General features: G+C 70.3%; 19 protein-coding genes. 11 read left to right on the forward strand and 8 right to left on the reverse strand.

Annotation, left to right across the window (positions count from 1 at the left end; all coding sequences use genetic code 11):
* Nucleotides 1-18: 18 nt before the first annotated feature.
* The 4 genes from OG245_RS28115 to OG245_RS28130 form a co-directional block, all read right to left on the reverse strand.
* Nucleotides 19-1,179 carry a hypothetical protein gene (locus OG245_RS28115; RefSeq protein ID WP_371626183.1) on the reverse strand — a complete coding sequence of 387 codons (1,161 nt, stop codon included), beginning with the start codon at nucleotides 1,177-1,179 and terminating at the stop codon, nucleotides 19-21.
* Entirely contained in the window at nucleotides 1,161-1,898 is a 738-nt protein-coding gene (locus OG245_RS28120) for an ABC transporter ATP-binding protein (protein ID WP_371626184.1), read from the reverse strand. Before OG245_RS28120 ends, OG245_RS28115 begins: the two co-directional genes overlap by 19 nt.
* 216 nt (nucleotides 1,899-2,114) lie before the next feature.
* Nucleotides 2,115-3,494: an aspartate aminotransferase family protein gene (locus OG245_RS28125; protein ID WP_371626185.1), complete on the reverse strand. Its 1,380-nt coding sequence runs from the start codon at nucleotides 3,492-3,494 to the stop codon at nucleotides 2,115-2,117.
* On the reverse strand, nucleotides 3,479-3,970 hold the full coding sequence (locus tag OG245_RS28130; RefSeq protein WP_030589729.1) for an Lrp/AsnC family transcriptional regulator: 492 nt from the start codon (nucleotides 3,968-3,970) through the stop codon (nucleotides 3,479-3,481). The genes OG245_RS28125 and OG245_RS28130 overlap by 16 nt, the downstream gene beginning before the upstream one ends.
* A 177-nt stretch (nucleotides 3,971-4,147) precedes the next feature.
* Between OG245_RS28130 and OG245_RS28135 the strand changes: the two genes are divergently transcribed.
* The 3 genes from OG245_RS28135 to OG245_RS28145 all read left to right on the forward strand — a co-directional run bounded on the left by OG245_RS28135 (nucleotide 4,148) and on the right by OG245_RS28145 (nucleotide 7,523).
* A complete protein-coding gene (locus OG245_RS28135; protein ID WP_371626186.1) occupies nucleotides 4,148-5,587 on the forward strand; it encodes a gamma-aminobutyraldehyde dehydrogenase in 1,440 nt (479 codons plus the stop codon).
* A 175-nt stretch (nucleotides 5,588-5,762) separates the two neighbouring features.
* Nucleotides 5,763-6,926, forward strand: coding sequence for a spermidine/putrescine ABC transporter substrate-binding protein (locus OG245_RS28140; RefSeq protein WP_371626187.1), 1,164 nt, complete (start codon nucleotides 5,763-5,765; stop codon nucleotides 6,924-6,926).
* A 54-nt stretch (nucleotides 6,927-6,980) separates the two neighbouring features.
* Nucleotides 6,981-7,523, forward strand: coding sequence for a hypothetical protein (locus OG245_RS28145; protein WP_371626188.1), 543 nt, complete (start codon nucleotides 6,981-6,983; stop codon nucleotides 7,521-7,523).
* 18 nt (nucleotides 7,524-7,541) lie between these two features.
* Here the strand turns inward: OG245_RS28145 and OG245_RS28150 are convergent, their stop codons facing one another.
* The 3 genes from OG245_RS28150 to OG245_RS28160 all read right to left on the reverse strand — a co-directional run bounded on the left by OG245_RS28150 (nucleotide 7,542) and on the right by OG245_RS28160 (nucleotide 10,192).
* Nucleotides 7,542-8,339 (reverse strand): SAM-dependent methyltransferase, encoded by a 798-nt coding sequence (locus OG245_RS28150; RefSeq protein WP_371626189.1) that lies wholly within the window; start codon nucleotides 8,337-8,339, stop codon nucleotides 7,542-7,544.
* Between the two features lie 82 nt (nucleotides 8,340-8,421).
* Entirely contained in the window at nucleotides 8,422-9,135 is a 714-nt protein-coding gene (locus OG245_RS28155; protein WP_371626190.1) for a glycerophosphodiester phosphodiesterase, read from the reverse strand.
* Between the two features lie 22 nt (nucleotides 9,136-9,157).
* Entirely contained in the window at nucleotides 9,158-10,192 is a 1,035-nt protein-coding gene (locus OG245_RS28160; RefSeq protein WP_371626191.1) for an adenosine deaminase, read from the reverse strand.
* Nucleotides 10,193-10,312: 120 nt separating this feature from the next.
* On the opposite strand from OG245_RS28160, the gene OG245_RS28165 reads away from it, so the two are divergent.
* Complete coding sequence (locus tag OG245_RS28165) at nucleotides 10,313-11,026, forward strand: DUF4190 domain-containing protein (RefSeq protein ID WP_371626192.1); 714 nt, start codon at nucleotides 10,313-10,315, stop codon at nucleotides 11,024-11,026.
* A gap of 411 nt (nucleotides 11,027-11,437) precedes the next feature.
* On the opposite strand, the gene OG245_RS28170 is transcribed toward OG245_RS28165, so the two are convergent.
* A complete protein-coding gene (locus tag OG245_RS28170) occupies nucleotides 11,438-11,995 on the reverse strand; it encodes an NADAR family protein (RefSeq protein ID WP_371626193.1) in 558 nt (185 codons plus the stop codon).
* A 207-nt stretch (nucleotides 11,996-12,202) separates the two neighbouring features.
* On the opposite strand from OG245_RS28170, the gene OG245_RS28175 reads away from it, so the two are divergent.
* The 7 genes from OG245_RS28175 (at nucleotide 12,203) to OG245_RS28205 (ending at nucleotide 20,079) form a co-directional block, all read left to right on the forward strand.
* Nucleotides 12,203-13,717, forward strand: coding sequence for a gamma-aminobutyraldehyde dehydrogenase (locus OG245_RS28175; protein WP_371626194.1), 1,515 nt, complete (start codon nucleotides 12,203-12,205; stop codon nucleotides 13,715-13,717).
* Nucleotides 13,718-13,779: 62 nt separating this feature from the next.
* Nucleotides 13,780-15,027, forward strand: coding sequence for a PotD/PotF family extracellular solute-binding protein (locus OG245_RS28180; protein ID WP_371626195.1), 1,248 nt, complete (start codon nucleotides 13,780-13,782; stop codon nucleotides 15,025-15,027).
* 96 nt (nucleotides 15,028-15,123) lie between these two features.
* Entirely contained in the window at nucleotides 15,124-16,278 is a 1,155-nt protein-coding gene (locus OG245_RS28185; protein ID WP_371626196.1) for an ABC transporter ATP-binding protein, read from the forward strand.
* Nucleotides 16,275-17,216 (forward strand): ABC transporter permease, encoded by a 942-nt coding sequence (locus OG245_RS28190; RefSeq protein ID WP_371626197.1) that lies wholly within the window; start codon nucleotides 16,275-16,277, stop codon nucleotides 17,214-17,216. The genes OG245_RS28185 and OG245_RS28190 overlap by 4 nt, the downstream gene beginning before the upstream one ends.
* Nucleotides 17,216-18,019, forward strand: a complete 804-nt coding sequence (locus tag OG245_RS28195) for an ABC transporter permease (protein WP_371626198.1) — start codon at nucleotides 17,216-17,218, stop codon at nucleotides 18,017-18,019. The genes OG245_RS28190 and OG245_RS28195 overlap by 1 nt, the downstream gene beginning before the upstream one ends.
* A 23-nt stretch (nucleotides 18,020-18,042) precedes the next feature.
* On the forward strand, nucleotides 18,043-19,458 hold the full coding sequence (locus OG245_RS28200) for an NAD(P)/FAD-dependent oxidoreductase (protein WP_371626199.1): 1,416 nt from the start codon (nucleotides 18,043-18,045) through the stop codon (nucleotides 19,456-19,458).
* A gap of 147 nt (nucleotides 19,459-19,605) precedes the next feature.
* Nucleotides 19,606-20,079, forward strand: coding sequence for a hypothetical protein (locus OG245_RS28205; RefSeq protein ID WP_371626200.1), 474 nt, complete (start codon nucleotides 19,606-19,608; stop codon nucleotides 20,077-20,079).
* Nucleotides 20,080-20,085 lie beyond the last annotated feature (6 nt).

The following is a 20,085-nucleotide window of genomic DNA, read 5'->3' on the forward strand; positions in this document are numbered from 1 at the left end:
GAAGGAACTCCCGGCGGTTCAGTTCGTCAGCGGAAGGGCCGCCAACTGCGCGATCGCCCAGGTCAGCGGCGCGAACAGGGCGAGCAGCGCGCCCGCGCGCAGCGCTGTCGCCCGGCGCAGCACGGCGGCCGGAGCGCCCATGCTGAGCAGCGCCTCGACCGTGTGGGCGCGGGCGTGCTTGGCCTCCAGCGCCGAGGTCAGCAGGGTCGCCGTCGTGCAGCCGAGGACCAGCACCGCGCCGAGCGCGGTGAGCGGTCCGTACGGGCGCTCGTCGCCCCCGTACAGCGCCGAGGCGGCGATCGCGGCGGACAGCACCGCGCAGACCACCCCGAGCGGGCGGCCGATCCGGCGTGCCTCGTCCATCAGCACCCGCCCCGCCAGCAGCCGTACGGCCCCGGGGCGCACGGCCTGCAACGCCCGCCCGCACAGGTGGGTCAGGCTCGGGCCCGCCATCGCCAGGCCGACCGCGGTGAGCGTCCACCCGATCAGGACCGCCACCGGGGTGGAGTCGTACCGTCCGGGCAGCGGGAACGCGTTCCCGGTCGCCCCCCGGGAGGCGACCGCCTCGACCGCGAGTCCGGCGGCGATCAACGCGACGCCCCAGGGGAGTCCGGCCGGAGCCGGCGCGGGCGCGGGCAGTTCCTCGGAGCCGAAGGCGTCCCGGGCCGGGTCGGGGCGCGTCCGCAGCGCCAGCGCGCTCGCCGTCGACGCTGCCACCGGCACGAGCGCCAGCAGCATCAGCGCGGCGGCCAGTGGCAGCGGACTGCCCGCGCCGAGGAACTCCGCGGCGCCCCCGTCGAACGGCATCCCGGTGAGATCGCCGCGCAGATGCAGGAAGAAGAGCAGCGCCACCATGGAGCCGAGCGTGGTGGAGACGGCCGTGGAGACCGCGGCCAGCGCGGACAGCCGGACCGGGCCGAGCCCCACGGAGGAGAGGCCCGGCCGGGGCCGGGTGCTCGGATCGGCACGGGCCACCGCCACGGCGAACTGCACGGTGGCGGCCAGCGGGACGAAGCACCACAGCAGCCGCAGCACCGAACCGGCGGAGGCGGGGTGCGCGGCGGCGTACCCGAGGGCGCACAGGAGGAGGAACCCGACGCCGGCCGAGGCGGCGGCCACCAGCAGCCGCCGGACCAGGACGAGGGGATGGGACCCGCGGGCTAGACGGAGAGCGAGCACGCCGCGCGGCCCTCCGCTTCCGGTTTCGCGGGCAGGGTGGCGGTGGCGACGCAGCGGCCGTCCAGCAGCGGGACGGTCCGGTCGGCGAGGGCCGCGACCTCGGCGTCGTGCGTGGCCAGCACGACGGTGATGCCGTGCGAGCGGGCCGCCGTGGTCAGGGTGCGCAGCACCTGGGTGCGGTCCGCGCGGTGCAGGGTCGCGGTGGGCTCGTCGGCGAAGATCACGGTCGGTGCGCCGCAGAGGGCGCGGGCCACGGAGATCCGCTGGCGCTGCGCCTGGAGGAGCGCGTGCGGCCGCTTCTTGGCGAAGGCGGCGATGTCCAGGCGCTCCAGCCACTCCCCGGCCGCCTTCCTGGCGGCCCGGTGCGGGACGCCGCGCAGCAGCAGGGGCAGCGCGGCGTTCTCCCAGACGGTCAGCTCCGGGACCAGCTCCGGATCGGAGGCGATCCAGCCGAAGCGCTCGCGGCGCAGCTGTTCGCGGACCCGGGGGGCCATGGTGTGGACGGGGACGCTGTTGAACCAGACCTCCCCCTCCTGGGGCACAAGCCGGCCCGAGAGGCAGTGCAGCAGCGTCGTCTTCCCGCTGCCGCGCGGGCCGGTCACGGCGAGGATCTCGGCGTCCCGGACGCCGATGGAGACACCGCCGAGACCGGGCGATCCGTTGTGGGAGTGGTGCAGGGAACGCGCCCAGATCACGTCGTTGTCCGGCGGGGCCACCATGGCGTACACCTCGGTTCAGGTCAGATTTCCCGTTCCCCCGTACGGGGGAACGAAGACGCGGCCGATCGGTCACTCGGCACCGTAGATAGTCGGACCGGTGCGGGCGCACAGCACGCGGCCCGGATACGTCCCTTCTCACTCGAAGGGGCGTATCCGGGCCGGTGAACCGTATGAAATGACCGCCGGTGGGCGATCAGCCGGGGATCCTGGTGCCGGTCAGAGCTTCGTCCAGGCCTCCGTGAGCACGGCCCGCAGGATGCCCTCGATCTCGTCGAACGTCGACTGGTCGGAGATCAGCGGCGGGGCGAGCTGGATGACCGGGTCGCCGCGGTCGTCGGCCCGGCAGTACAGGCCGTTCTCGTACAGCGCCTTGGAGAGGAAGCCGTAGAGGACGCGCTCGGTCTCCTCGTCGGTGAAGGTCTCCTTGGTGGCCTTGTCCTTCACCAGCTCGATGCCGTAGAAGTACCCGTTGCCCCGGACGTCGCCGACGATCGGCAGGTCGTGCAGCTTCTGCAGCGTCGTCAGGAACGCGTTCTCGTTGTCCAGGACGTGCTGGGTGAGGTTCTCGCGCTCGAAGATGTCGAGGTTGGCGAGGCCCACCGCGGCCGAGACCGGGTGGCCGCCGAAGGTGTAGCCGTGCAGGAAGGTGTTGCCGCCCTCGTAGAACGGCTCCGCGATCCGGTCCGAGACGATGCAGGCGCCGATCGGGGAGTAGCCCGAGGTCATGCCCTTCGCGCAGGTGATCATGTCCGGCACGTAGCCGAACTTGTCGCAGGCGAAGATGGTGCCGAGCCGGCCGAAGGCGCAGATGACCTCGTCGGAGACGAGCAGCACGTCGTACTTGTCGCAGATCTCGCGGACCCGCTGGAAGTAGCCGGGCGGCGGCGGGAAACAGCCGCCCGCGTTCTGCACGGGCTCCAGGAAGACGGCCGCGACGGTCTCGGGGCCCTCGAAGAGGATCTCCTGCTCGATCTGGTCGGCGGCCCAGCGGCCGAAGGCGACCGGGTCGTCGCCGAAGAGCGGGGCGCGGTAGATGTTGGTGTTCGGCACCTTGTGCGCGCCGGGGACCAGCGGCTCGAAGGGGGCCTTCAGGGCCGGCAGGCCGGTGATGGACAGCGCGCCCTGCGGGGTGCCGTGGTAGGCGACGGCACGCGAGATGACCTTGTACTTGGTCGGCTGGCCCTTGAGCTTGAAGTACTGCTTGGCCAGCTTCCAGGCGGTCTCGACGGCCTCGCCGCCACCGGTGGTGAAGAAGACCTTGTTGAGGTCGCCCGGGGCGTAGTCGGCGAGACGCTCGGCCAGCTCGACGGCCTTCGGGTGGGCGTAGGACCACACCGGGAAGAAGGCGAGCTCCTGGCCCTGCTTGTACGCCGTCTCGGCGAGCTCGTGACGACCGTGACCTGCGTTGACCACGAACAGGCCGGAGAGACCGTCCAGGTAGCGCTTGCCCTTGTCGTCGAAGATGTACGTTCCCTCGCCACGCACGATGGTGGGAACGGGCGCGTTCTCGTAGTCCGACATGCGGGTGAAGTGCATCCACAGGTGGTCGTACGCGGTTCGGCTGAGGTCCTTGCTCACGGCTATCGGGTTCCCCACATGTAGGTCTGCTTCTTGAGCTTGAGGTAAACAAAGCTCTCGGTGGAGCGCACTCCGGGAAGGGTCCGGATGCGTTTGTTGATCATCTCCAGCAGGTGGTCGTCGTCCTCGCAGACGATCTCCACCATCAGGTCGAAGGAGCCCGCGGTCATGACCACGTACTCGCACTCGGCCATGGCCGACAGGGCTTCGGCCACCGGATCGAGGTCGCCCTCGACATTGATGCCGACCATCGCCTGGCGCCGGAATCCCACGGTGAGCGGGTCCGTGACGGCGACGATCTGCATCACGCCCTGGTCGAGCAGCTTCTGGACGCGCTGGCGCACAGCCGCTTCGGAGAGGCCGACGGCCTTGCCGATCGCGGCGTACGGACGCCGTCCGTCCTCCTGGAGCTGCTCGATGATTGCGAGGGAGACGGCATCGACCGCCGACGGTGATCCGTTCCCTGTCCTGGAGTCTGCGCTGCGACTGGCCACGTACCCACCATGCACCGCTCCTCGTCTGTCTCGCAACCCCAGATCGATGAAATTCGTTGTCTGGGTGCCTGGATCTGACTGAATCCGAAGTTATGGGCGGGTGGGTATGTCGAAAGCGTCACCGGAACGATTAGGGTGGACATCTCACCCATCGGACAGCCGACAGGAGGGGTGGTTGTGACCACCGAGGTGCGCCGTCTGCGCAACTACATCAACGGAGAGTTCCGGGACGCCGCGGACGGGCGGACCATCGATGTGGTCAGCCCGGTGACGGAAGAGGTCTACGCAACCTCGCCGCTCTCCGGTCAGGCCGACGTCGATGCCGCCATGGAGGCCGCAGCGGCGGCCTTTCCCGCTTGGCGCGACACCACGCCCGCCGAACGCCAGAAGGCCCTGCTGAGGATCGCGGACGCGTTCGAGGAGCGGGCCGAGGACCTGATCGCCGCCGAGTCGGAGAACACCGGCAAGCCGATCGGCCTGACCCGCAGCGAAGAGATCCCGCCGATGGTGGACCAGATCCGCTTCTTCGCCGGGGCCGCGCGACTCCTCGAAGGCCGCTCGGCCGGCGAGTACATGGAGGGTCTGACCTCCATCGTCCGCCGCGAGCCGGTCGGCGTCTGCGCCCAGGTCGCGCCGTGGAACTACCCGATGATGATGGCCGTCTGGAAGTTCGCCCCGGCGCTCGCCGCGGGCAACACGGTCGTCATCAAGCCGTCCGACACCACCCCGGCGTCGACCGTGCTGATGGCCGAGATCATCGGGCAGATCCTGCCCAAGGGCGTCTTCAACGTCCTGTGCGGCGACCGGGACACCGGCCGCGCCATGGTCGAGCACCCGACCCCGGCGATGGCCTCCATCACCGGTTCCGTACGGGCGGGCATGCAGGTCGCCGAGTCCGCGGCCAAGGACGTCAAGCGCGTCCACCTGGAGCTCGGCGGCAAGGCGCCCGTCGTGGTCTTCGACGACGCCGACATCGCCAGGACCGTCGCGGGCGTCTCCGAGGCGGGCTTCTTCAACGCGGGCCAGGACTGTACGGCCGCCACCCGCGTCCTGGTCCACGAGTCGATCCACGACGAGTTCGTCACCGCGCTCGCCAAGGCCGCCGCCGACACGAAGACCGGGCAGCCGGACGACGAAGACGTGGCGTACGGCCCGCTCAACAACGCCAACCAGCTGAAGCAGGTCAGCGGCTTCATCGAGCGGCTGCCCGCCCACGCCAAGGTCGAGGCGGGCGGCCACCGGGTCGGCGACAAGGGCTACTTCTACGCCCCGACCGTCGTCTCCGGCCTGAAGCAGGACGACGAGATCATCCAGAACGAGGTCTTCGGACCCGTCATCACGGTCCAGTCCTTCACCGACGAGAAGCAGGCCGTCGCGTACGCCAACGGCGTCGACTACGCGCTCGCCTCCTCGGTCTGGACGACGAACCACTCCCGCGCCATGCGCATGTCCAAGAACCTCGACTTCGGCTGCGTGTGGATCAACACCCACATCCCGCTGGCCGCCGAGATGCCGCACGGCGGGTTCAAGAAGTCCGGCTACGGCAAGGACCTCTCCGCGTACGGCTTCGAGGACTACACCCGCATCAAGCACGTCATGACGTCCATCGAGGACTGATCCACGGATCGTCGTCGTGCCGTACGGCCCCGGGCTCCCGCCCGGGGCCGTTCCCGTGCCCGGGTCCGCTGGACAAGGTGTGCGGGGCGGGCCCGCCCCGCTGGACGCTTGGTCCATTGTCCGCGCGAGCGCCGACCGGCATTCTGCGCTGGTGCGAGCGATCCGGAAGAACCCCATGTCCCGCCGTTCCCTGCTGCGCGCCCTCGGGGCGGGAGCGGCCGGCGCCACCCTGGCCGGCTGCGGGGTGCCCGCGGCCTACGTCGAGCCCGGGGACCGGGCCGGACGCGACAGCTCCGCCACCGACCACTCCCTGCACTTCGCCAACTGGCCGCTCTACATCGACACCGACGACGACAACGAGTCGAAGCGGCCCACCCTGGAAGCCTTCTCGAAACGGACCGGGATCTCCGTCACGTACACCGAGGAGATCAACGACAACGACGAGTTCTTCGGGAAGATCAGTCCCGCGCTGATGAACCACCAGCAGACCGGCCGGGACCTCATCGTCATCAGCGACTGGATGGCCGCCCGCTTCGTCCGGCTCGGCTGGGTCCAGGAGATGGACCGCGCGAAACAGCCCAACGTCGCCAAGTACCTCGACCCCCAACTGCGCACCCCCGCCTTCGACGAGGGGCGCCGCCACAGCGTCCCCTGGCAGTCCGGGATCACCGGCATCGCCTACAACCGCAAGAAACTGGGCCGCGAGATCCGGTCCACGGGCGACCTGTGGGCCGACGACCTCCGGGGCCGGGTCACCCTGCTCTCCGGGCTCGACGAGTCGTTCGCACTGCTGATGCAGGGCAACGGCGTCGACATCACCCGATGGACGGCCGACGACTTCCACGAGATCTGCGAGCAGACACAGAAGCGGGTCCGCTCGAAGCACATCCGCCGCTTCACCGGCAACGACTACATCAAGGACCTCGCCACCGGCGACGTGCTCGCCTGCCAGGCGTACTCCGGAGACGTCATCCAACTCCAGGCCGACAACCCCGACATCGAGTTCGTCGTCCCCGAGGAGGGCGCCGAACTGTGGGCGGAGTCCCTGATGATCCCCAACCTCGCCCGCCACAAGCGCAACGCCGAGCGGCTGATCGACCACTACTACGACCCCGAGGTCGCCGCCGAACTCGCCGCCTGGGTCAACTACGTCTGCCCCGTGCCCGCCGCCCGGGACGTCCTGGCCTCCTCGAAGGACGAGGAGACGGCCGCGCTCGCCGAGGATCCGCTGATCTTCCCCGACGACGCGATGCGGAAGAGGCTCGCCATCGCCCGCGACATCACCTCCGAGGAACGGATGGACTTCGCCAAGAAGTGGAACTCCATCGTCGGCTTGTGAAGCCCTGGCAGGGGTGTCGTGAAGGGGCGGTAAACACGGGCGTACGCTGCGGACATGAGCGAGCGACACGCCCTCAAGCGGCGTATACGCGGGTGGTTGGTGTTCTTCATCGTCTGTCTGGTGCTGAGCGGGCTCACGGCTTTCCCTCTCGTCACCGAACTCCGCTGGGCCGAGGAGCTGCTGGGTGCCTCGGCCTCCCCGGTCCCCGAACACCTCCCGGGCCTGATGGAGTGGATCACCCGGGTCCGCGAAGGGCTCGACACCGTCGACCGCGAGCAGCCCTTCATGCTGTACGGCACCGACTGGCTGGCCTTCGCCCACCTGGTCATCGCCGTCGCCTTCTACGGCCCCTACCGCGACCCGGTCCGCAACATCTGGGTCATCGAGTTCGGCATGATCGCCTGCGCCGGGATCATCCCGCTCGCCCTGATCTGCGGGCCGATCCGCGACATCCCGTTCTGGTGGAGCCTGATCGACATGTCCTTCGGGGTCCTCGGCGTCATCCCGCTGCTGATCGTGCGCCGCATGATCAAGCGCCTGGAGGCACTGGAGCAGGCGGCCGGCGCGGCCCCGGCGCCCGTCCCGGCGAGCGCCTGAGCCGGCAACGGTCCGGGGTCAGGGCTTCCTGGCCACCACGCCGAACTGGGCGACCTCCGGCTCCCGCGGGTTCGTACGCCAGCGGGAGCAGGAGACGATCCCCGGCTCCAGGATCTCCAGACCGTCCAGGAAACCGGCGAACTCCTCCCTGCCGCGCGCGGTGATGGGCGGTGTGGCGTTCTCGTTCCAGAAGCGCATCGCCGCCTCGTTGCCCTCGCCGCCCAGCTCCAGCGTCGGGTGGGTCAGCACCAGGTGGCTGCCCGACGGCACGGCCGCCATCAGCGTCCGCACGATGGACCGCGCCTCGTCCGTGTCCAGCACGAAGTTCAGGATGCCGAGCATCATCACCGCGACCGGCCGCCCCAGGTCCAGGGTGGGCTCGGCGGCCTGCAGGATCTGCTCCGGGCGGTGCGCGTCCGCGTCGACGTACTCCGTCGCGCCCTCCAGCGAACTGGTCAGCAGGGCGCGGGCGTGGGCCAGCACGATCGGATCGTTGTCCACGTACACGATGCGCGCGTGCGGCGCGGTGTGCTGGGCGATCTCGTGGGTGTTGTTCCCGGTCGGCAGCCCGGTGCCGATGTCGAGGAACTGGTCGACGCCCACGTCGCCGGCCAGATGACGCACCGCCCGGCCCAGGAACGCCCGGTCCTCGCGCGCCACTTCACCGATGCTGGGGTACATCCCGGTGACCCGGTCGCCCACCGCCCGGTCCACCGGGTAGTTGTCCTTGCCGCCCAGCCAGTAGTTCCACACACGGGCGTTGTGCGCGACGTCGGAACGTATCCGGGCGGTGGCCGCCTGCGGTCGGGGGTCCATCACAGCTGCTCCTCGATGCCCAAGGGCCCGGCGCCCCGGTGCGGCGGCGGGCGGTGCGGGGCTCCCCATCATGCCGGACCGATCAAGAACCGCCGCGACCGGGCGAGTTGGCCAGCAGCCGGTGAAGCGTGTCGATCCGGTTGGTGGTGATCGAGTCGACGCCCCGCTCGATCAGCCGGCGCATCGTGCGCTTCGTGTCGGCCGTCCACGCGGAGACGAGCAGCCCGTCCCGGTGCGCCCGGTCCGTCAGCTCCCGGCTCACCAGGCCGAAGCGGTAGTTCAGCCAGCGCGGCCTCACCGCGGCCAGCAGCTCCGGACGCGGCGGGGCCAGCGTGGTCCAGGTCAGCGCGATCTCGGCCGACGGATCGGCGGCGCGCACCCGCAGCATCGCGTCCGCGCTCGCGCAGTAGTACGCCCGGTCGCCCGCCCCGCACTCGCGGACCGTACCCACGATCTTCTTCACCGAGGCGTCCGTGGAGCCCGGCAGGTCCACCATCACCCGGTGCGCCCCGGCGGCGAGCAGCGCCTCGCGGAGCGTGGGCACCCCGCCGCCCGTCAGCTCCTCCAGCTCCGCGTGGTCCAGCCGGTCCAGCCGCCGGTCGTGGCCCCACAGCCGCTCCAGCGTCGCGTCGTGCAGCAGGACGGGCACCCCGTCGCGGGTCACCCGCACATCGATCTCGACCGCGTCCGCCCCCCGTTCGAGGGCGGAGCGGATCGAGGGCAGGGTGTTCTCGCGCGCGAGGTACGGATCGCCGCGATGCCCCACGGCGGTGACGCTGGTGACGGTGTTGGCCATGGGGCCATTGTCGACGACCGGGTCAGCGGCCGGGGGCCCGGAGCCAGTTCGTCGTGTACGTGTCGATCTCCTCGGCCAGCTTCCGCTTGCCCGCCGGGTCGAGGAACGAGGCCTCCACGGCGTTCTTCGCCAGCTCCGCGATGCCGCGCTCGTCGAGCTCCAGCAGCCGGGCGGCCACCGCGTACTCGTTGTTGAGGTCGGTGCCGAACATCGGCGGGTCGTCGCTGTTGACGGTCACCAGCACACCCGCCGCCACCATCTCCCGGATCGGATGCAGCTCGATGTCCGTGACCGCGCGGGTGGCGATGTTCGACGTCGGGCAGACCTCCAGCGCGATGCGGTGCTCGGCGAGGTGCTCCAGCAGCCGGGGGTCCTGGACGGAGCTGGTGCCGTGGCCGATGCGCTCGGCGCGCAGCGCGGTCAGCGCGTCCCAGACCGTCTGCGGTCCCGTGGTCTCCCCGGCGTGCGGCACCGAGTGCAGACCCGCGGCGATGGCCCGGTCGAAGTAGGGCTTGAACTGGGGGCGGTCCACCCCGATCTCCGGTCCGCCGAGGCCGAAGGAGACGAGCCCCTCGGGCCGGTGCTCCACCGCGAGCCGGACGGTCTCCTCGGCCGACTGGAGACCGGCCTCGCCCGGAATGTCGAAGCACCAGCGCAGGACGACGCCCAGCTCGGCCTCCGCGGCCCTGCGCGCGTCCTCGATGGCCTCCATGAACCCGACCTCGGGGATGCCCCGCCTGGTCGAGCTGAACGGGGTCACGGTCAGCTCCGCGTACCGGATGTTCTGCCGGGCCATGTCCCGCGCCACCTCGAAGGTGAGCAGCCGGACGTCCTCGGGGGTGCGGACCAGGTCCACCACCGAGAGGTAGACCTCGATGAAGTGCGCGAAGTCGGTGAACGTGAAGTAGTCGGCCAGCGCCTCCGGGTCCGTGGGGACCTCGGAGTCGGGGTGGCGGGCGGCCAGCTCCGCGACGATCCGGGGCGAGGCCGACCCGACATGGTGGACATGGAGCTCGGCCTTGGGCAGCCCGGCGATGAAGGGATGCGGATCGGTCATCGGAAATCTCCCGTTCGGCGTGACGACGGCCGGGCGTACCGGCCCCACCGATCATCGCAGGCGGGGTCCTGGGCGGTGAGCCCTGGCCGTAGCATGACGGGACCACGATGGGGGAGGCCCATGTCAGACAACACAGAGCAGCCCGGGGGCGGGGCCGCGCCGCGCGATCCGTGGGCACCGCCGGACGGCAGGGTGGAACTGGGCAAGGCGGGAGCGCACACACCGCCGCCCGCCCCGGTCCACGACCAGCCGACCGTGACGTCGATGCCGAGCGCCGGTCCGGCCGCGGGGGGCGGCACCGGGCCCATACCTCACGCCGGAGGCTTCGGGCCCGCGCCCTCGGACGTACCGCCGCCGCCGATCGGCCCGAACGGCCCCGGCCACGCGGCCCCGCCGCCCGTCGCGCACTACGGCTACCCCGCCCCGCCCCCGCAGCCGTACGGCGGCTACCCGGGCTACGGCGCCTACGGAGCAGGTCCGTCCGGCTGGGCCCCCGCGCCCAACAACGGCCTCGGCACGGCCGCGATGGTCATCGGCATCATCTCGGTGGCCGGCTTCTGCCTCTACGGCCTCAACATCATCCTCGGCATCCTCGCGCTGATCTTCGGCATCATCGGCCTCGGCCGTGCCAAGCGCGGCGAGGCCACCAACCGGGGCATGGCGCTGGCCGGGGTCATCCTCGGCTCGGTCGGCATCGTTGTGGGCGCCGTGATCCTCGGCCTGATCATCTGGGCCGGGACGAGCTCCGACAGTGACAGTGACAGCGACAGCGACTACGACGGCACCTACGACGACCCGTTCGCCACGTCGCTGGTCGTCGAGGACCACCGCTAGGGCGTTGTTCGAAAGCAGCGCCGTCCGCCCGGAGGGCGGGCTCGGCGGCGTCCGGTGCGTGCGGTCGCCAGGCGGAGGGTCGCCCCGATACCGGAGGTATCGGGGCGACCCGACAACGCGGCGAGGGATGGGGCCTCCCCTGCTCGAGCGAAGCCGAGAGCTCGGGGAAGTGCCGGGCGTCGCCGAGCAGGCGGGACCTTCGAAACACGCCCCAGCCCCACCGGCGCGGGGGCCGCACGTTGTGGGCCGGGCGGGGATCACTCCCCGCCCGGCCGGCCGCCGGTGGCCGCACCCGCCCCGCCGCGCCCTGTACGGGAGCCGCCTCGGACCCCTGCGCACGGGAGCCGCCTCAGCCGCCCCCGTACCACCGGACCAGTCTCAGGCCGCCTCCGTACCACCCACGGACCAGCCTCAGGCCGCCGCGCCCGCCCGCAGCCTCTCCCGTGCCTCCATCAGCGCGAAGCCCAGCAGATTCAGCCCCCGCCACTCCTGCGGCCGCTCCACCCGCTCGTCGTCCGCCGCGAGCCCGATGCCCCAGATCCGGTCCAGCGGGGACGCCTCCACCAGCACCCGGTCCCCGGTGCCCAGGAGGAAGGCGGCCAGCTCCGGGTCCTGCCCGAACTTGTGCGTGCTGCCCGCCACCACCAGGGCGAACCGCTCCCGTGTCCACACGTCCTCGTCGAAGCCGCGCACCAGGCGCCCCGCCTTCTTCGCCGCCGCCGGGCTCGTCGCCGACACCGCCGCCCGCTCCGCCTCGACATCGCCGAAGAGCCGCGCCTTGCCGGCCATCATCCAGTGCTCGGCACTCGCGTAGGTCACTCCGTCCACCGTGAACGGCGAAGGCCACCACTGGCTCAGGCAGCTCGCGCCGATCCGCCCGTCCGGCCGCGGCCGGTGCCCCCAGAACGGCAGATACTTCACCCGCTTGCCCTGCGCCACGTCCGCCAGAAGCCCATCGATCGGTCCCATGGCATGTGAGTGTGGCATCCGCCACTGACACTCCGTACGGGGATTTCCGCACCGACACGACACATGGTCGACAGATTCCGTCGCGTAACCAAAAGGCAACAACGGAATCACTTGTTGGGCTCGAACCCCTCTGTCAGGATCGGCACTCAATTCACGAAGAAGCTACGCCGACCCCGCCCAGCGGGTACAGCGGCGGAGGAGAGCGTCATGAGCAACGGCTTCCAGGTTCAGGACCGCTTCGCGGAAGGTGCCCAGTACATCGGCGGCAAGCTGCTCCCCGGCACCTCCGGGAACCACCACGACGTGGTGAACCCCGCGACCGGCGAGAGCGTGCTCCGCTACGAGCTGGCGGGCCCCGACGACGTGGACGCGGCCGTCGCCGCCGCCCGCGCCGCCTTCCCCGGCTGGTCCGGCGCCACCCCCGGCGAACGCTCCGAGGCGATGCACCGCTTCGCCGCCGTCCTCGCCGAGCAGGCGGAGGACTTCGCGTACGCCGAGTCCCTCCAGTGCGGCAAGCCGATCAAGCTCTCCACCGAGTTCGACGTCCCCGGCACCGTCGACAACGCCGCCTTCTTCGCGGGCGCGGCACGCCACCTGGAGGGCAAGGCCGCCGCCGAGTACGACGGCGACCACACCTCCTACGTACGCCGCGAGGCGATCGGCGTCGTCGGCTCCATCGCCCCCTGGAACTACCCCCTCCAGATGGCCGCCTGGAAGGTCCTCCCGGCCGTCGCCGCGGGCAACACCATCGTCCTCAAGCCCGCCGAGCTGACCCCGCTCACCTCGCTGATGTTCGCCCAGGCCGCCACCGAGGCCGGTATCCCCGACGGGGTCGTCAACATCGTCACCGGCGCGGGCAGGGACGCCGGCGAGCACCTCGTCGGCCACCCCGACGTCGTGATGACCTCCTTCACCGGCTCCACCGCCGTCGGCAAGAGGGTCGCGGAGATCGCCACCGCCACCGTCAAGCGCCTCCACCTGGAGCTCGGCGGCAAGGCCCCCTTCGTGGTCTTCGACGACGCCGACCTGGAGGCCGCCGTGCACGGCGCGGTCGCCGGCTCCCTCATCAACACCGGCCAGGACTGCACCGCCGCCACCCGCGCCTACGTCCAGCGCCCGCTCTACGACGCCTTCGTCCGGGACGTCGCCGCGCTCATGGAGACCGTCCGGCTCGGCGACCCCTTCGACGCGTCGACCGACCTCGGCCCCCTGATCAGCCACGCCCAGCGCGACCGCGTCGCCGCCTTCGTCGAGCGGGCCCGCGGCTACGCCCGGGTCGTCACCGGCGGCGAGGCCCCCGGCGGCGACCTCGCCGACGGCGCGTACTACCGGCCGACCCTCGTCGCGGACGCCGCCCAGGACAGCGAGATCGTCCAGTCGGAGATCTTCGGCCCCGTCCTCGTGGTGCTGCCCTTCGACACCGACGACGAGGGCGTCGCACTCGCCAACGACACCCCGTACGGACTGGCCGCCTCCGCCTGGACCCGCGACCTGTACCGCGCGAACCGCGCCACCCGCGAGATCCAGGCGGGCTGTGTGTGGGTGAACGACCACATTCCGATCCTGTCCGAGATGCCGCACGGCGGATACAAGGCCAGCGGTTTCGGCAAGGACATGTCGGCGTACTCCTTCGAGGAGTACACGCAGGTCAAGCACGTCATGTACGACAACACCGCGGTCGCCCGCAAGGACTGGCACCGCACGATCTTCGGGGACCGATAGCAGCTGCCGCGCGACCGGGGCCCACGGGCCCGAGCGGCCTCCCACCCGAAAGGGCAACGCGTATGGAGAGTTACGAGCCCGAGCGCCTCTCATCCGCCCAACTGGCGGCCATGAGGCGATCCCTGACCAGCGGACGGGGCGCCCTCACCCGCCGCTCCCTGCTGCGCGCCTCCGGCATGGGCGCGCTCGCCCTGGGCGGCATGGCCACCCTCGGCGCGTGCGGCATCCCGCCCGCGGGGCGCGCCGACGCCGGGACGGCCTCCGACGACCACTCGGCCAAGGAGAAGGAAGTCACCTTCTCCAACTGGACCGAGTACATGGACGTCAGCGAGGACGAGAAGGGCCGCCCCACCCTGGAGGCCTTCACCAAGCGCACCGGGATCAGGGTCAGGTACACCGAGGACATCAACGACAACGTCGAGTTCTTCGGGAAGATCAAACCGCAGCTCGCGGCCGGCCAGAACACCGGGCGCGACCTCATATGCGTCACCGACTGGCTCGCCGCCCGCATCATCCGGCTCGGCTGGGCGCAGAAGCTCGACCCCTCGAACCTCCCGCACGCCTTCGCGAACGTCTCCGCCCAGTTCCGCACCCCCGACTGGGACCCGGGCCGCGCCTACTCCTATCCCTGGACCGGTATCCCGACCGTCATCGCGTACAACGTGAAGGCGACCGGCGGCCGCAAGGTGGACTCCGTCACCCAGCTGCTCGACGACCCGAAGCTCAAGGGCCGCGTCTCCTTCCTCTCCGAGATGCGCGACACCATCGGCATGACCCTCCTCGACCAGGGCAAGGACCCGGGGAAGTTCACCGACGCCGAGTTCGACGGCGCGATCGGCCGACTCCAGAAGGCCGTCGACAAGAAGCAGATCCGCCGCTTCACCGGCAACGACTACACCGCCGACCTCAGCAAGGGCGACATCGCCGCCTGCGTCGGCTGGGCCGGGGACATCATCCAGCTCCAGGCCGACAACCCGGACATCGAGTTCGCGATCCCGGCCGCCGGATACATCACCTCCAGCGACAACCTCCTGGTCCCCGCGCAGGCCCGGCACAAGACCAACGCCGAGAAGCTCATCGACTACTACTACGAGCCGCCGGTCGCCGCCCAGCTCGCCGCGTACATCAACTACGTCTGCCCGGTCGACGGCGTACGCGAGGAACTCGCGAAGATCGACGAGTCGATGGCCTCCAACACGCTGATCCTCCCCGACAAGGAGATGGCGGCGAAGTCCCGCTCCTTCCGCTCCCTGAGCACGAAGGAAGAGACGGCGTACGAGGAGAAGTTCGCCAAGCTCATCGGCGCCTGACCCGGCCCGGAAACCGGCCCCGTCACAGGCCGGGCCCCCGCCAGGTCACCCTCTCCCTTCCCTGAACTCCCCCCGAACACACTGGGACTGCGACCCATGACACAGCAGCAGCAGACCGCGGGCGGCGATGTCCGCCTCGCCGGGATCAGCAAGACCTACGGCTCCTTCACCGCCGTGCAGCCGCTCGACCTGACCGTGCCCCAGGGCTCCTTCTTCGCCCTGCTCGGCGCGTCCGGCTGCGGCAAGACCACCACCCTGCGGATGATCGCGGGCCTGGAGGAGGCCACCACCGGCACGGTCTTCCTCGGGGACAAGGACATCACCGACCTGCCCCCGTACAAGCGGCCCGTCAACACCGTCTTCCAGAGCTACGCGCTCTTCCCGCACCTGGACATCACCGAGAACGTCGCCTTCGGGCTGCGCCGGCGCGGCGTCAAGTCGGTGAAGAAGCAGGTCGACGACATGCTGGAGCTGGTCCAGCTCGGCGACTTCGCCCGCCGCAAACCGCACCAGCTCTCCGGCGGCCAACAGCAGCGCGTCGCCGTCGCCCGCGCGCTCATCAACCACCCGCAGGTCCTGCTGCTCGACGAACCCCTCGGCGCCCTCGACCTCAAGCTCCGCCGTCAGATGCAGCTGGAGCTCAAGCGGATCCAGACCGAGGTCGGCATCACCTTCGTGCACGTCACCCACGACCAGGAGGAGGCCATGACCATGGCCGACACCGTCGCGGTGATGAACGGGGGCCGCGTCGAGCAACTCGGCGCCCCCGCCGACCTCTACGAGAACCCGCGCACCACCTTCGTCGCCAACTTCCTCGGCACGTCCAACCTCATCGAGGGCGAGGTCGTCTCCACGGGCGGCGATCTGGTGGTGGCCGCGGGCGGCGGCAAGCTCACCCTGCCCCGCGAGCGATGTTCCGCGCCCACGACGAGCGGCGGCCGGCTCCTCCTCGGCATCCGGCCCGAGAAGATCTCCCTGGTCCACGCGGACGACGCGGACTCCATAGCCGCCGGCCGCAACCGCGTCACCGGCCGCATCGTCGACTCCAGCTTCATCGGCGTCTCCACCCAGTACGTCGTCGAGAGCCCGGCGGGCAAGGCGCTCCAGGTGTACGAGCAGAACGTCGACCGGCGCACGGGACTCCTCCCCGGCGCCGAGGTGGTGCTGCACTGGAACCCCGCCCACACCTTCGGACTCGACGCCGACCAGGACATCGACGCCGGCGTGGAGAGCGTGGAGGACGCGGCGTGAGCCTCACCGAGGCGCCGCCCGCGCCCCCCTCGCAGCCGGAGGAGCCCAAGGAGCTCAAGCTCCGCAAGCCCTCCACCCGCAAACGCCTCGTCCCCTACTGGCTGCTGCTCCCCGGCATCCTCTGGCTGGTCGTCTTCTTCGCCCTGCCCCTCGTCTACCAGGCCTCCACCTCCGTACAGACCGGCTCGCTGGAGCAGGGCTTCGAGGTCACCTGGCACTTCCAGACGTACGTGGAGGCGCTGCGCGAGTACTACCCGCAGTTCATCCGGTCCCTGCTGTACGCGGGCACCGCCACGATCCTGTGCCTGCTGCTGGGCTACCCGCTCGCCTATCTCATCGCCTTCAAGGCGGGCCGCTGGCGCAACCTCGTGCTCGTCCTGGTCATCGCCCCGTTCTTCACCAGCTTCCTCATCCGTACGCTGGCCTGGAAGACGATCCTCGCCGACGGCGGCGCGGTCGTGGACGTGCTCAACACCCTGCACGTCCTGGACGTCACCAGCTGGCTCGGCTGGACCGAGTCCAACCGGGTCCTCGCCACTCCGATGGCCGTCGTCTGCGGCCTCACGTACAACTTCCTGCCGTTCATGATCCTGCCGCTCTACACCTCGCTGGAGCGGATCGACGGCCGGCTGCACGAGGCGGCGGGCGACCTCTACGCCACGCCCGCCACCACCTTCCGCAAGGTGACGTTCCCGCTCTCCATGCCCGGCGTCGTCTCCGGCACCCTGCTCACCTTCATCCCGGCCAGCGGCGACTACGTCAACGCGGAACTGCTGGGCTCCACCGACACCAAGATGGTCGGCAGCGTCATCCAGAGCCAGTTCCTGCGGGTCCTGGACTATCCGACGGCCGCCGCGCTCTCGTTCATCCTCATGGCGATCGTGCTGCTGGCGGTCACCCTCTACATCCGCCGCTCCGGGACGGAGGACCTGGTCTGATGCCCGTACTGCGCTGGATACGCCGGAACCTGGTCGTCATCGCTGGTCTGCTGACCCTCGCGTACATGATCCTTCCGAACATCGTCGTGATGGTGTTCTCGTTCAACAAGCCCAACGGGCGCTTCAACTACGCCTGGCAGCGGTTCTCGCTGGACGCCTGGAAGGACCCGTGCGGCGTCGCCGACCTGTGCGGCTCGCTCTCCCTCTCGCTCCAGATCGCCTTCTGGGCGACGCTCGGGGCGACCGCGCTCGGCACGATGATCGCGTTCGCGCTGGTCCGCTACCGCTTCCGGGCGCGCGGCGCGATCAACTCGCTGATCTTCCTGCCGATGGCGATGCCCGAGGTCGTCATGGCCGCCTCCCTGCTCACGCTGTTCCTGAACATGGGCGCCCAGCTCGGCTTCTGGACCGTGCTCATCGCCCACATCATGTTCTGCCTCAGCTTCGTGGTCACGGCCGTCAAGGCGCGTGTGATGTCGATGGACCCGCGACTGGAGGAAGCCGCCCGCGACCTGTACGCGGGACCCGTGCAGACCTTCCTGCGGGTGACCCTCCCCATCGCGGCCCCGGGAATCGCGGCGGGAGCGCTGCTCGCCTTCGCGCTCTCGTTCGACGATTTCATCATCACGAATTTCAACGCGGGCTCCACCGTCACCTTCCCCATGTTCGTCTGGGGATCGGCACAGCGCGGCACGCCCGTGCAGATCAACGTCATCGGCACCGCGATGTTCGTCCTTGCGGTACTGATGGTTCTTGTCGGTCAGCTCATCGCGAGCCGCCGCAAGAGCAACGCTCGAAACTGAAATTCCTGAAGGAGTTGGAAACCATGGCCCCAGCTGCCATGCGTACTGCTGCACAATCCCTTTCCGGCGCCAAGCCGGTCTCCTACTGGCTCGACGACCCGGCCAGGCCCGAGGCGCTGCCCGCCCTCACCGGCGACGAGCACACCGACCTGCTGGTCATCGGCGGCGGCTACAGCGGTCTGTGGACCGCGCTCATCGCCAAGGAGCGCGACCCGGACCGGGACGTCGTCCTCATCGAGGGGCACGAGGTGGGCTGGGCCGCCTCGGGCCGCAACGGAGGCTTCTGCGCCGCCTCCCTCACCCACGGCCTGGCCAACGGCGTGGAGCGCTGGCCGGACGAGATCGCGAAGCTGGAGGAGTTGGGGGAGCGGAACCTCGACGCCATCGAGGCCGCGGTCGCCCGCTATGGCATCGACTGCGAGTTCGAGCGGACCGGCGAGATCGACGTCGCCACCGAACCCCACCAGCTCCATGAGCTGCGGGAATGGCACGAGGAGATCGTCGGCCTCGGCATCACGGGCGTGGACTTCCTGGACCGTGACGCCCTGCGCGCGGAGGTCGACTCGCCCACCTTCCTCGGCGGGCTCTGGGACCGGCGGGGCGTCGCGATGCTGCACCCGGCGAAGCTCGCCTGGGGCCTGAAGCGGGCCTGCCTGGAGCTGGGCGTACGGATCCACGAGCACACCCGGGGCCTGGACCTGGTCCGCTCCGGATCGGGGATGGCGGTCCGTACGCCGTACGGCCGGGTCTTCGCACGCCGTGTCGCCCTCGGCACCAACATCTTCCCGTCGCTCGTCAAGCGGATCCGCCCGTACACCGTGCCCGTCTACGACTACGCGCTGATGACCGAACCGCTCACCCCGGAACAGCTCGACTCCATCGGCTGGAAGGGGCGCCAGGGGCTCGGCGACAGCGCCAATCAGTTCCATTACTTCCGGCTTTCCGCGGACAACCGGATCCTGTGGGGCGGATACGACGCGATCTATCCGTACGGGGGCCGGCTCAGCGCCGATCTCGACCAGCGGCCGGAGACGTTCCTGAAACTCGCGGAGCAGTTCTTCACCTGTTTTCCGCAGCTTTCCGGACTGCTTTTCTCGCACGCCTGGGGCGGCGCGATCGACACCTGTTCCCGCTTCACGGCGTTCTTCGGAACGGCCCATCAGGGGCGGGTCGCGTACGCCGCCGGATACACCGGTCTCGGTGTCGGTTCGACCCGTTTCGGCGCCGATGTGATGCTCGACCTCCTCTCCGGCGAGGAGACGGCGCGGACCCGCCTGGACATGGTCCGTTCCAAGCCGATGCCGTTCCCGCCGGAGCCCTTCGCGTGGGCCGGGATCGAACTCACCAAGCGGTCCCTGGCCCGTGCCGACAGCAACGGCGGGCACCGGAACCTGTGGCTGAGGGCCATGGACAAGCTGGGCCTCGGCTTCGACAGCTGAGCCGCCTGCGTCCCAGGTCAGGGGCTGTGACCCAGTTCACTACCAACTGGTAGCCCCAACCCGCGTCATAGTCGGCGCCGAACGCTCTCTCGCACGTGTACGCACCGGCGGAACCCCGCCGGTGCTCACGTCAACGGGAGGCTGGTCATGACTGGCTCGGAAACGAAGGCCGCGGTCGAGTGGCTCACATCGGTGGCACCGGACCCGGCCGCCTGTCGGTGGGAGTGGGAGCGCAGTCCGCAGGGGATCGCGCTCCTTCCGGCCGGCAGGCGCTGGGACGTTCTGATCCTTCCGGGCGAGCTGGGCTACCCGACGCTCGACGTCCTCGGCCGCCTGATCAACCGTCCGGGCCCCGTTCTCGCCGACTCGGGGGAGTCGCGCATGGGCTTCTTCGTCCCGCCGGGCACCGTCTCCCGCTGGATCGGCACCGGGATCAGGGGCTGCGGCCTGGGCACCTGGATCGTCGTCCCCTACCCGGGGCGGGCCACCGGGGGAGTGCGCTGGCTGGTCCCGCCGGACGGCTCGGGGACCCTCACCGACGCCGGACTCCTCGAACGCGCGATGCACGAGGCGGCGGGAGCGGCCGCCCTGGACGCCCGCGGGGAGCGCCCGGAGGGCTGAGTCGAC

The organism is Streptomyces sp. NBC_01116, from assembly GCF_041435495.1.
Taxonomy (GTDB): Bacteria; Actinomycetota; Actinomycetes; order Streptomycetales; family Streptomycetaceae; genus Streptomyces.